The sequence below is a fragment of the Cyclobacterium sediminis genome (genome assembly GCF_054781075.1).
Genome location: NZ_BAAGVC010000010.1, coordinates 284561 through 297554 on the forward strand (window position 1 = coordinate 284561; position 12994 = coordinate 297554).

Annotated in this window: 7 protein-coding genes; 3 read left to right on the forward strand and 4 right to left on the reverse strand. The window is 38.9% G+C overall.

What is annotated here, in order from left to right; all coding sequences use genetic code 11:
• Positions 1-71: 71 nt before the first annotated feature.
• The 4 genes from ACYVHJ_RS12555 to ACYVHJ_RS12570 all read right to left on the reverse strand — a co-directional run bounded on the left by ACYVHJ_RS12555 (position 72) and on the right by ACYVHJ_RS12570 (position 6988).
• Positions 72-1697: a RagB/SusD family nutrient uptake outer membrane protein gene (locus ACYVHJ_RS12555; protein WP_303614456.1), complete on the reverse strand. Its 1626-nt coding sequence runs from the start codon at positions 1695-1697 to the stop codon at positions 72-74.
• Between the two features lie 11 nt (positions 1698-1708).
• Positions 1709-5155, reverse strand: a complete 3447-nt coding sequence (locus ACYVHJ_RS12560) for a TonB-dependent receptor (protein ID WP_460515264.1) — start codon at positions 5153-5155, stop codon at positions 1709-1711.
• Between the two features lie 146 nt (positions 5156-5301).
• Positions 5302-6324, reverse strand: a complete 1023-nt coding sequence (locus ACYVHJ_RS12565; RefSeq protein ID WP_460515266.1) for a FecR family protein — start codon at positions 6322-6324, stop codon at positions 5302-5304.
• A 10-nt stretch (positions 6325-6334) separates the two neighbouring features.
• The gene (locus ACYVHJ_RS12570) at positions 6335-6988 is read right to left on the reverse strand and encodes an RNA polymerase sigma factor (RefSeq protein ID WP_460515268.1); all 654 of its coding nucleotides are present in this window, start codon (positions 6986-6988) and stop codon (positions 6335-6337) included.
• 666 nt (positions 6989-7654) lie between these two features.
• Between ACYVHJ_RS12570 and ACYVHJ_RS12575 the strand changes: the two genes are divergently transcribed.
• From ACYVHJ_RS12575 to ACYVHJ_RS12585, 3 genes are all read left to right on the forward strand, one after another.
• On the forward strand, positions 7655-8920 hold the full coding sequence (locus ACYVHJ_RS12575) for an exo-alpha-sialidase (RefSeq protein WP_460515270.1): 1266 nt from the start codon (positions 7655-7657) through the stop codon (positions 8918-8920).
• Between the two features lie 67 nt (positions 8921-8987).
• Complete coding sequence (locus ACYVHJ_RS12580; RefSeq protein ID WP_460515273.1) at positions 8988-10997, forward strand: FAD-dependent oxidoreductase; 2010 nt, start codon at positions 8988-8990, stop codon at positions 10995-10997.
• A 332-nt stretch (positions 10998-11329) separates the two neighbouring features.
• Positions 11330-12748: a Gfo/Idh/MocA family protein gene (locus ACYVHJ_RS12585; RefSeq protein ID WP_460515275.1), complete on the forward strand. Its 1419-nt coding sequence runs from the start codon at positions 11330-11332 to the stop codon at positions 12746-12748.
• The last annotated feature ends 246 nt before the right edge of the window (positions 12749-12994 follow it).

A 12994-nucleotide genomic window follows, 5' to 3' on the forward strand; every position in this document is an offset into this window, starting at 1 on the left:
AGAACAGTGTGGCAAATACTAAAGCAGCTATTGCCACACTGTGATATTAATCGTATTAATTTAATCTCTACTTACTCCCAACCAGGATTTTGAGTGAGTTGAGGGTTCAATGAAAGTTCTTGGACAGGTATAGGGTATAAATATAATTTATCGTCCCATGTTCTGGTATTACCGGGATAGATCACGCGGTACTCACCAGTTTCCGGATCTACTGCACCCACATAAGTCAGTGGATTTTCTAACAGCTTGCCCGCTTTCCACCTGACAAGGTCTTCCCAGCGGGTTCCCTCTCCTGCTGTTTCAATTCTTCGCTCTCTTCGAATTTCGTTGATCAAAGGAGTTACAGGCACCTCCCAGTCGGGCCAATTTGGATCTTCAAAACCTACATTCACCTCTAAATGAGGCATCCCTACCCTGTCTCTCAATAAATTGATGCTATTATCCAACACCTCTTGTGTGGCTTCTCCCAGTTCAGCCTTGGCTTCCGCATAGGTAACCAATAACTTACCATACCGGTAAGTAAATACATCTATGGTGGATTGATTTTGTAACCTATCTACTTCATAAGGTGAGTACCCTTTAGTAATATAATAACTTGTGGTCACATAGTTATTATCAAATTCAGGCATGGTACGGTAGTCAATGCTGCCGTCAGAGTAAATCCTGTAGGGACGATCGGGTACATAGATAGATTGTTTCATCCTTGGATCCCTGTCGACAAACTCATCTTCAAAATTTTGATCCCCTTGGTATAAAGAGCTAAGGGCTATAGGCAGTCCATCCTTACTCAAATAGGATTGCACAAAATCTTTGGTATATCCAGTATGTGGTTCACCCAAAGACCTTACGTTATTATGCATTCGGATTCCTTCAATAAATCTTTGAAAAAAGATAGCTTCCGGGTTTCCTGTAAGATTGTATTGAACAAAAAGATCAAAGTAATCTTGATTGGGATTCCCAGTTGAATAGAGACTAAAAAGCCCAGAGTTTATAACGGCTTCGGCTGCTGCAGCAGATTCAGCCAAAATTGCTTCATGATCACCTAGTCCATGGTATTTCCTGAAAGTCCCTTCAAAGAGACAAGCTTCGGCTTTGAAAGTAAGGGCAACATATTTGGTCAATCTATTCTCACCGGATTCTTCGGGAAGATTTTCAATGGCAAAATCCAAATCATTGAGCATATTTTCAAAGACTACCTTTCTAGAATCTCTAGGCTTAACAAGCCCTTCAGAATCAGTTTGTAAATCCTCTTCATACCAAGGGACATCACCAAAACGTTCAATCATTTTTTGGTAGTAGAAGGATTTAAAAAACCTTATTTCTCCTTCATATCTTAAAACCAAGGCATCTTTCTCCATTTCAGCAATTCTGGCTAAGGCATAGTTACATCGCCTAATTGGCTGCCAATCACTTTTGCCCCAGCCTCCACCAGTAGCAGGAATTACGTATTCACCCCAGACATAGGTATTTCTATCCCCCGGGGCATTGTTGTCCGATTTGTCATCTTTTCTCCAGTTAACTTGAGGATCTCTCAAATCAATATAAAATTGGTTGGCATAAAGCTCAATATCAGTGGAGGAAGTCCAAAATTGGGCATCACTAATTTGATCTAAGGGATACCGCTCCAAATATTCATCGTTGCAGGCAGTGGTTACTACAAGAAACAAAACGGAAATATATATAGTTATCTTTTTCACGACAGTATGATTTAGAAATTGATATTAGCACCTAAAGAAAATGAGCGGTAAATTGGGTAATACTGGGCCCCATTCATTTCCGGGTCAGATAAATTCTTGTACTCGTGAATGCCCGTTACTTCCCAAATATTATTTCCGGAAACATAAACCCTTACCATCTCCATCTTAACCCTTTGAGTCAAAGCTTTAGGAATTGTATAACCCAATGTCAACTGTTTCAGCCTGAGATAAGAGGCATTTTGAAGAAACCTGGTTTGAACTGCAGTAACATCTGAACCACCTGAAACCATAGGTCTGGGGAAATAGGCATCAGGATTTTCAGGAGTCCAGAAATCTGAAAGTAATTTATTGTGGGCATTCCACTCACTGGTATAGCCACCAAGCCAGAAATTATTGCTAAGCCACACATCACGTTTGGCTACGCCTTGGAAAAACACATCCAGATCAAAATTCTTCCACTGTATATCCGTCTTCACACCAAAACTGTATCTAGGCGTATTATTGCCAATTATCCTCCTGTCGCCGGGGTTATCTAAGGTGCCGTTTCCGGGAGATATTTTCCCATCATTGTCCAAATCAGCAAACAATAGATCACCGGCTTTTCTTTCTATCCCTACTAGGTTACTGTGATCCAACTCCTGCGCTTCGGCATCTGATTGAGCAATACCTGTGGTGGTATAGCCCCAAATTTCGCCAATCTGCTTGCCAACATAATAATCCGATATTAACCCAACAGGATTGCTAAATCGGGTTATTTCTGAAGTGTAATCAGACAAAATCAGGTTTACACCCCATCTCATCTCATTGCTTTGTTGCCGCCAACCTATGGTCATGTCCCAACCTGAAGTTTTCAAGTCAGCCGCATTTTCTCTGGGCTCTGTTTCAGCAAGGACAGCAGGAAGTGTTTGGGACCTGGTCAGCATGTTTTTGGTATCTCTTCGGTAAACATCGAAGGAGGTTGTCAACCTATTTTGAAAAAGACTAAAGTCCAGACCAAAGTTTCTTTGGGTTACGGTTTCCCAAGTTAAAGTAGGACTAACCAAACCTGGTGCATATACCGTGAGTGGCCTGTCTTCATTTAATATATAATTTACTGTACTTGCACTAAAAGTAGCGATGTAGGGATAATTTCCGGGCACATTTTGATTACCTAAATTCCCGTAAGACAGCCTTACTTTTAACATGTCAAAAGTATTTTTTAGGTCACCGAAAAACGCTTCATTATCTACCCTCCATCCTAAGGAAAGAGAAGGGAAAAAGGCAAATCTGTCGGCTTTGGGGAATTTAGATGAGCCGTCATAACGTCCATTAAATTCCAAAAGATACCTCCCATCGTAATTGTAATTTAACCTTGTAAAAGCACCTCTGATGGCATATTGTGAAGCCGCATCGCCTACATAACGCTCTCCATAAGCCAAATTCATAAATGGTATGGATTCCACCGTTAAGTTTTCCCTTTTCGAATAGAAATACCTGGAATCAAGATTTTCCTGGTTAAAACCACCCATTATTTTTATATCGTGCTTTCCAAAAACGTTCGCATAATCCGCATAGGCATTGAGCACATAATATTTGTCATTGTAGTTACTTTTGGTTACTTGGCTGGGGTTTGTAAAAGGATAATAACCACTTACGGACCCATCTACAAAGTACATTGGCAGTTTTTTCCAATATTCCTCCTCCTCAGTATTTTTAATATTGGAAGTATATTCAAAATTTATGGTGGTATTTTTTATAGGGGTCAACTGTAAAGATCCGGTTATCCAAGTATCTTGAATTTCTCTTTTCCTATGGCCTGCCTCATTGTAAAACTGAACGGTATTAGGTACCGAACCACCTGAGGCATAATTACCATCAGGAAAATAAACCGGCCAGTTGGCCCATTGATGCCACTGAAAGGGGCTATTGCCTTCCGGAAAATGATTGGTAGAATTGTTTGGTGGATAAATATGGTTGCTGTTGTTCATGGAAATCTTGGTTCCTATTTTGGCCCAATCTGTAATTTTATAATTCAGATTAGTCATAAAATTGTACCGCTTGTATTTCTCATCAAACTGCCTATTGATACCTTCTTGATATAAGTAATTTAAGGAAGTATAATAATCGAACCTGTCGTCTCCACCGGTAATGCTCGCTGTATACTGACTCATAGGATAGCTGTCTCTCATCAGTTCTTCGGCCCAGTTTGTATTGCCACTCATCAACCAAACATTGGGATTTTGAGGATCAGGAAATGCAGTAGGTTGACTGGGATCATTATAGTGGGCAATTATTTTATCCTGATATATATCAGTAAACTGATAGTAAGGCACACCATTTCTTGCAATATTTGCAGTATTCATGTAGTTCATTCGCTCCATTGCATCCATGGTTTCAAATTTCACTACCGGTGTATTTACAGCTGTATTGAAGGAAAGTGAGATAGCCGGTTTGTCATTCTTACTTCCCGATTTGGTTGTAATTAAAATCACCCCATAAGCTGCTCTGGCTCCATAGATAGCAGCTGAAGCAGCATCTTTAAGTACAGAAATGCTTTCGATATCATTGGGGTTGATCAAGTTTACATCCATAGGAACGTTGTTGACCAAAATCAAAGGTGATCCCCCATTAATAGAAGTAAAACCTCGAACATTAAAAGTAGCTCCCGCTCCCGGAGTACCTGTATTTTGCGTGATATTTAGGTTGGATATCTGACCTTGAAGACCTTGTCCAATATTGGTAATGGGCCGGTTTTCTAAAACCTCTTTACTAACACTGGATACTGCCCCGGTAAGGTTTTCTTTCTTTTGTGTGCCGAAGCCGGTAACCACTACCTCATCCAAAGATCCCATTTCTTCCTCCAAAGTGATATTGATGATTGTTTGTTGGCCTACTTCAATACGTTGGGACTGAAAACCAATGAAAGAAAAAACCAAAGTTGAGCCTTCAGGCACTGTCAAAGAATAATTGCCATCTATATCGGACGCTGTCCCTATTGTGGTGCCTGGGATGGCAATGGTTACACCCGGTAAAGGCTCTCCCTCTTGATCTACAATTTTCCCACTGATCTGTATATCGGCAAGCTCAGCAACATCTACTTTATTACTATTTTCTCTATGGCTATTTCTAACATGAATATTGTTATTTACTTGAGTAAAATTCAGCTGTGTTTGCCTGGCAATATTTTCAAGAATCTTATAAACCGAAATGTTTTTTTGACTGACCGTTACTCTTTGATTGAGACTGATTTGATCATCATTATAGGTAAACTTAAAATCAGTTTTAGATTCTATATTTTTAAAAAACCGCAACAAGGTTTTTTCTTTTAAGTCAAGCGACACTTTGACCTCATCAATTGATTTTCGCTGAGCATTGCCCGTGTTGGCCATCAACACTGTGCAGAAAATCAATTGGATGGCAAAGCCATAAAATAATCTTTTGGACACCATAATAAGTTGTCTCAGTATATATTTATTCATAATATTGTATGGTTTAAGTTTTAGACGACTTAACTATTGCCTCCCTTCAATTAAAGGAAGGCTACTCAAAGCAGGGTCTTATTCCCCCCAGAATAGGCCCTGCGATTTGCTTTTAACTGGTATCGATGTATGCCATGATGTTTTTGTTAATTGAACATTTCTACTTTTCTGTTTTCAATTTTAAATTTTAAACCGGACGTGATATTTACCCCTCGCAATACATTTTCGAGCGATTCATTGATATAAGTTCCGGAGTAGACCCAACTTTTTCTGATTTCACCTTTTAGAATGATTTCTACGCCATACCAAGCCTCAATTTTTTTCCTGCAATTTTCAAAATTGTCAGAATCAAATACGAGTACATTGTCTTTCCAACCTGTTACTTTAAGTGTATCAAAATCACTTTTATACAAATCCCCACTTTTCTCCATGACCAACATTTCGTCAGGGTATAAAGAGACCTGGTTGCCTTTCTGATCCTTAACCATAACCTTCCCAGTCATCAAGGCAACGGACAATTTATTTTCCTCCACTTTCACATTGAATGAAGTCCCCAAAACTTCTATTTTGGTACCTCCAATTAAAACCGTAAATGGTTTACCGTTTTTCTTTATTTCAAAGAACCCTTCTCCTTTTAATTCTACCCAGCGATTGGAGGTAGCTAAATCTGAAGGGTAACTGATCTCACTTGATGAATTGAGGTGCACTTTACTACTATCTGCCAAAGTAATAAGGGAGCGACTACCTATGGGAGTGCTTCGTTTAATCACAAAAGTTTTGTTTGATACAGGAGCAGGTTCTGAATATAGAAAAGTATGGTAGTAACCCATCCATGCACAAAATCCGAAAATTAAAATAGCTGCAATGTTTTTAATATTGTTGTTCTTGTCAGAATTTAAAAACCCCCTTCCAAGCTTCCCTTTTTCTTTATCTGCACTTATTATATTTTCAAAAATATCTATGTAAGCCGAATCACTTAAGTGCTCCCCTTCTTTATAACTAACCCCTCGTATAATGGAAATGGCCTTCATCACAATCTCCCGTTTTTCAGGATGCTCTATTAGCCATTTTTCCCAAAAATGTTGGGTATTCTTGTCCGGATTCTTTACCCAAAGGATAAAAAATTCATCTGCAAGAAAATCTACTAATTCAAAATCTTTGTACCTCATTGGATTACAATCACTCTTTAGGTTTAATTTCCTGACCACCAAGAATCTCTTTAAGGCTAGCCATTGCTCTATACACAATTTTTCTTGCTGTTTTAACCTCATTAAACCCCATTGTATCAGCTACTTCTTTATAGCTCATTCCCTCTTCATACAAAAGCAAAATGGCTTGCCGCTGCCTGCTTGTTAATTGACCTAATGCTTCTCTTACCAGCTCTTTGTTGGCCATCTCTTTTTCTCTTTGAATCATTATAGATTCAGGACAAATAGATATCGGGAAAAATTGGTCCTTTATTTCTTCAAACCTGAGCTCCGATAGTTTTTCAGCTTTTAAATTTTTTACTATTTCCCTTGTTAAAATTTTAAACAAGTATGCCCTAATGCATACAACCTCTCCCAAAGCACCTCTTTTTCTTCTTAGGCTAATAAAAATATTTTGTATGCAATCTTTTATCAGCTCCGTATCTTTGGTTATTTGTGAACCATAATGATACATCCTTTTGACATGGCTGCGGTAAATTAAATTAAATGCCAATTCATCTCCATTATCAAAAGCTTTCCATACCTCTCTGTCAGGTTTCTCTTTAATTGATTCAGGAGGTTCCATATGAAAAGATGACACCTTAGGCTGAACTGAATAATTATTCTTTTTAATTATTGATTTCATTTCTAGTTAGTGGTAAAGGTTGATGGTATCCTCTTTAAAAGAAGAGCAAAAAAAGATGAAAAACAACCCCATTAAAAAATTATTTTTTTGATTAAAAGATAAAATAAATATTTTTACTATGTATTTACGTATTTTTCAAAATTAAATAAATTATTACTTAAGTTTATAAAATATTATAGGGTGCGTACCCGAAAAATTCTACACCAACTAAAACCCTATTGATAAATAATAAAAAAAACTTGATATTATGCTAAATGATATTGGTGCTTCAAAAGAAGTTGTGAAGCGTGAAGGATACCTGAAAAATTGTCTTTTTATCACTTTTCTCTCCATAAAACAAAACTGTTATCGACAAATAAACCAAGCAATATTAAGGCATAAATTATTTTTCCCCTTTTACTCAACGCTTTTATTAATGGCAAGCACGGCATGTTGAATATGCTCCAAAACTTCATATATACCCACCTGCTTTCCCGAAATTTTTTCAAATGAAATTCAAATTTTGGCACTTATTATTACCAGTAAAACAATAAATCAAGCCTAATAAAAATAAATTGGCTATTTTGTACGATTAACATTCAATAGATATGGGATAACCCTCTAATAAACCTAATCTATTGAATTAATAGTATCAATTAACAAACAATAATTTTTGCCCAACAAAGCATGTACACGAGCACAAAATCATCAGTCCTAGGATTAATATTTATCGCACTTTTGTTTTCACAAATTACCGCTTGCACCCAAAGTAAAGAACAAACCTCTATTGAAGATTACCCGGATCCAGCAATCAACCCCAGCTCAAATTTAATGCTTACAGGGGATTGGTTTGGACATCCGCATGACATAGATTTTGACAATCTCCCTAAAATACCATCTAAACATGTGGTAGTAAGTGATGTAACGTCTGGCATTGAGCATAAAAGTTTTGATAAAGCCAAAGAGAGTGGTGGCGTTAATCAGCATTCCTACCTTACATTTTATGACAACCAATATTGGTTAATGTGGAGTGATGGTCCCGGGGTAGAAGACAGAGTGGGTCAGGTAGTAAAATATGCCACCAGCCCCGATGGCCTTAATTGGACTGATCCTGATTTCCTTACGCCTTACCCTGAAGGTTCGGGACCTGAATCAACTCATTACAATACCAGAACGGAACAGGGAATGCGTTGGATTTCACGAGGCTTCTGGAAAAGGGAGGGAGAGCTTCTCGCCTTGGCATCTCTTGACGAAGCGGCTGGTTTTTTTGGTCCAAGTTTGGAATTAAGGGCGTTCAAGTGGAACAAGGCTTCCAAATCATGGGAAGAAAAAGGACTTGTCTATAAAAATGCAATCAATAATTTCCCTCCAAAATTGCTCCCATCCGGAGATTGGTTGATGTCTAGAAGAGCCTATGACTATAAGGAAAGTGGCATTGAATTTCTTCTCGGTGGGACAAAAGGTTTTGACCAATGGGAGTCTTACCCGGTCATGGGATCCACAGCTGATATGGACCCGGAAGAACCCTATTGGTGGATCCTGCCTGACGGTAAAAATCTGATGGCTCTTTTTCGAGACAATAGAAAAAGCGGTTACCTATACAGGGCATTTTCCATAGACAATGGAAGGACCTGGAGCAATCCTGTACGGACTAACTTTCCTGATGCCAGGTCAAAATTTAATGGTTTAAGGTTAAGTGATGGCAGGTATGTGCTGGTATCCAACCCACATCCTAAAAGAAGAGATCCACTTGCCTTGTCAATAAGTGAGGATGGAATGGTGTTTACAAAAATGGGTTACCTCACCGGTGGGCGCCATATTGATTATCCCCATGTAATTGAGCATGATGGTCACTTGCTTGTTGCATTTGCCGGATCTGCTAAACAAAAAATCGAAGTTTTAAAGATCAAAATTTCAGACCTGGACAAACTGGAAATGCCTACTTTAAATTAGCAAGGTGAAAATTGGCTCCTCCCCTTATAAGTTAAAAAACAGGTTTTCCAAAAGCTCCGATAAAATCATGAAAAGAAGAAATTTTATAAGAATAGGTGCATTAAGCACCTTAATTTCAGGAAGCGGACTGACTGTCTCCTGCATGAATCAAAATTCAGGTTCCAAAATAGAAGATATCACTGATATTGCTGTGGTCGGTGGTACTCCTGCAGGAATAATGGCGGCTATTGCAGCCGCCAGAATGGGTTCCAATGTAATGCTTACAGCCTACCATTCACATCTTGGGGGAATGTCCACAAGTGGATTGGGGAAAAGCGATATAGAAAACAAGGAAGCCATAGCAGGACTTTTTAAAGAATTTACAGAAAAAGTACTGCAATACTATATCGATAAATATGGGGAAAATTCCGATAATGTCAAGCGCTGCAAGGAAGGCTATTATTATGAACCATCCGTTGCCGAATTGGTATTCAACCAAATGATAGCTGAGGAGAAGAATATCAAAATATTGTTCAATTATCAATTGGAAGAGGCTGAATTAAATTCTGGGAAAATCTCTAGGCTTGGATTTATAGATAGAAAAACAGGTGAGAACAAATTTCTTAAAGCTCAAGTATTTATAGATGCCACCTACGAGGGTGATGTTTTTGCCCTTGCCGGGGCAGGTTATCGTTTGGGAAGGGAAGGAAAAGAAGAATTTGGAGAAAAACATGCAGGGCATATATTTTTTGATTTCAACGAAAAGAAGTTTTTGGAAGGAGGAACCGGAGATGGAGATGACAGGTTGCCGGCCTATACTTATAGACTTTGCATGACGGATGATCCTGAAAACAGCTATGTGCTTTCTGAGCCTCCTTCAGGGTATGACAGAAACAATTATGTAGCTTACTTCAAGGATTTAGAGGAAGGGAGATTAAGCGCCCCTAAGGTTTTCAAAGAAGGGCATGGTTATTATGCAGACCACTTTGATACCATGGTACGGGTATTTTCATTTACGGAAATCCCTAATAATAAATACGATGTAAATATAAACCCAAGGCCTTTGGGTTTTCCATTTGTTGGAGAAAATTATGCTTATCCCGGATCCAAATGGGAAAACAGAGAAAGAATATTTCAGCACCATAGAGAACTAACCTTAGGCCTGATTTATTTTGTTCAGAATGATCCGGAAATCCCGGAAGAACAGCGAAATCTGGCCATGAAATACCATCTGCCAAAGGATGAATTTACGGACAACGACCACTTCCCCTGGCAATTGTATATCCGTGAGGCCAGGCGACTAAAAGGAAAATATACCCTTACAGAAAATGATGTTACCCTGAATGGGGAGGCTCAAAGAACGACAGTTTTTGAAGACACCATTATCACGGGTGAATTTCCTATAGATAGTTTTCCTGTTTCTAAGGTCCCATCTAAGGACAATAAGGTTTTGGAAGGCTATATAGGGATGTATGAAATATCTCCTTACCAAATACCCTATAGAATCTTGGTTCCTGAAAAAGTTCAGGGGCTAATTGTCCCCTTAGCGGCCTCCACAACACATGTTTCCTATTCAACCGTTAGAATGGAACCTTTATGGATGGGAATCGGGCAAGTTGCCGGCATTGCGGCTCACTTGTCCAGAAAATTAAAGGTTGACATAAAGGATGTACCTGTGTTACAGCTCCAGGACATTCTAATTAAGAACCGTCAGATATTAACTTACTTTAAAGACATTGACCGGTCGGACAAGGCATTTGATGCAGTACAATTTTGGGGTACCAAAGGATTTTTTGACTCCTATATGGCCAGAACAAAGGAAAAACTATCTTTCCAAGATTATACACTATGGCTAAGTATTCTACGAAACATGCCCAAAATGCCAAAAGATCTTTCTGCCGGCAAACCGGGCAAGTCTGTTGAAACCGTATCAATTTCTACCATTGATAAACTTATTCAATCCCTTAATAAATCAGGGGGCTTACATCTAAACGCAGACTCTTGGTTGTATAACAAAAGGGAAAAAGCATCCGCAGTACTTCGAGGGGAAGCCTGCCTGGCCATGTATCAATTGTATCAGAATACTAGTTTGACTTAGAAAGTCACCTACTACTTAACTCCATCAAGTAATTCAATTTTCCTTATTTTATTAAGTACTGCCACAATAGAAGTCAGCGTTCATTTATAGGTTTACTTGATGAACGCTTAATTTCCTAAGCCCTGAAATTCGTGCTAATATTCAAGTCGGGCTTTTTTATTTTTCACTGAAGCTCCGATAACGTTTCCGTTACTATTTTTAGAATATTCTTTCATTATTTCTCTCGTATTGACTATATAGTAAAGGGATTAGGGCATTGGAAGAAATTTATTTGACAGAAGGAATCACCTTTATCATTCCAATTTTCAAAAATTATTTTAACCACTATAAAAATGAAAAATAATCGCAGAGAATTTATCAAAGTTGTAGGTATGGCGGGTGCCGGTATCGTTGTAGGTGCTAGCAGGGCACAAGCTGAAACTCAAAAAAAACTGCTACACAGACAATCTTTCAATATGCATGGTTATGCGGCACCCAAAATGGACAGGGTACGAATGGGATTAATTGGTATAGGTAGTCGAGGTTCAGGTACATTAAACCGTTTTGCAAGCATAGCAAATGTAGACATTATAGCCTTATGCGATATTCTTCCCGGAAATATTGAAAAAGCACTTAAAACAATAGAAGGTTATGGACATAACCCAGACACCTATACAGATGGTGAAGAAGCTTACAAAGCATTGTGTGACCGCAATGATATAGACCTGATTTACATTGCTACCCCTTGGAAATTTCATGCGCCCATAGCCGTTTATGCCATGGAAAGAGACAAACATGTTTATACTGAATTGCCGGTAGGTATTTCGCTGGAAGAATGCTGGCAGGTGGTGGAAACTTCGGAAAGAACAAAAAAGCATTGCTTTATGGGCTGTGGTTCTTGTCACGACGGCATGTCTGCCACTGTTCTAAATATGGTAAGAGAAGGCTTCTTTGGTGATTTGGTTCATGGAGAAGGTAATTATGTTCATGATAGGGTAAATGGACCGGACAGATGGGAAAGAGATGCCGACAATTGGTTTGGCTACCGACCTTGGCGCTTAAAGGAAAATGTAGGCAGGAATGGCAACCTTTATCCTCAACATGGACTTGGCCCCGTCGCTCAGATGATGGATCTTAATTACGGAGATCAGATGGAGTATTTGGTATCCATTTCCAGCGGTGATTTTACCATGGCGCCTAAAATGAAAGAACTGGCAGAAAAAGATCCTTATTTTGATCCTTATGATGGACTGAAATTCCGTGGAAACATGAATACTACTCTTATCCGAACCTATAAAGGAAGAACAATCATGTTGCAACATGATATCAGCTCACCACGGCCAGGTTCCAGATTCCAATTGATCAGTGGTTCTAAAGGTATTTATGAAGCAAGACCGCCGAGAATAGCGGTTAGTGAGGAGTATATGGAAGAAAGTGAATTCAAAGCACTGGTAGAAAAATACACACCCAATATCACCAAAAAATTTAATGAAAAAGTAACCCAGGCTGGTGGCATAAAAGGAAGCAGAGGCTATGAAAGGGTTACGGCCAGTGATTGGCGATTGATTGATTGTCTTCGAAATGGCCTACCATTGGAAATGGATGTGTATGATGCAGCCTTGTGGACTGCCGTCACTCCTTTGAGTGAGCAATCAGTAGCCCAACAAGGCAAAACAATGAAGGTCCCTGACTTTACCTCAGGTGCTTGGAAAACCAATAAAAGAGGCATGGACATAAATTTAAAAGAAGGGGGTACAACCAATTTAATCTAAGGACCGGCAGGTAAAGTTTTATGAATAGTAAAGGTACTTACCCATAGCGGTTGTTTGGGATCTATGAGGCAGAAGGACCGAGAAGTAAAATCATGGATGGTGCTATTAACAGAAAGTCGGTTGAGGAATTTCAAATGTTTCCTGAGAAACCTGGCATTTTTCTGAGTAGTGGCGAAAAAAATGCCAGGTTTCTACTTGGAAGAAGCACCAGAGACACTTGGACAAACCATAAAAAAAGGAATTAAC

Excerpts from the sequence above, each read along its gene's own strand:
- ACYVHJ_RS12570 (WP_460515268.1), bottom strand. The coding sequence starts at position 6,988 with ATGAAATCAATAATTAAAAAGAATAATTATTCAGTTCAGCCTAAGGTG.
- ACYVHJ_RS12565 (WP_460515266.1), bottom strand. The coding sequence starts at position 6,324 with ATGAGGTACAAAGATTTTGAATTAGTAGATTTTCTTGCAGATGAATTT.
- ACYVHJ_RS12560 (WP_460515264.1), bottom strand. The coding sequence starts at position 5,155 with ATGAATAAATATATACTGAGACAACTTATTATGGTGTCCAAAAGATTA.
- ACYVHJ_RS12585 (WP_460515275.1), top strand. The coding sequence starts at position 11,330 with ATGAAAAATAATCGCAGAGAATTTATCAAAGTTGTAGGTATGGCGGGT.
- ACYVHJ_RS12580 (WP_460515273.1), top strand. The coding sequence starts at position 8,988 with ATGAAAAGAAGAAATTTTATAAGAATAGGTGCATTAAGCACCTTAATT.
- ACYVHJ_RS12575 (WP_460515270.1), top strand. The coding sequence starts at position 7,655 with ATGTACACGAGCACAAAATCATCAGTCCTAGGATTAATATTTATCGCA.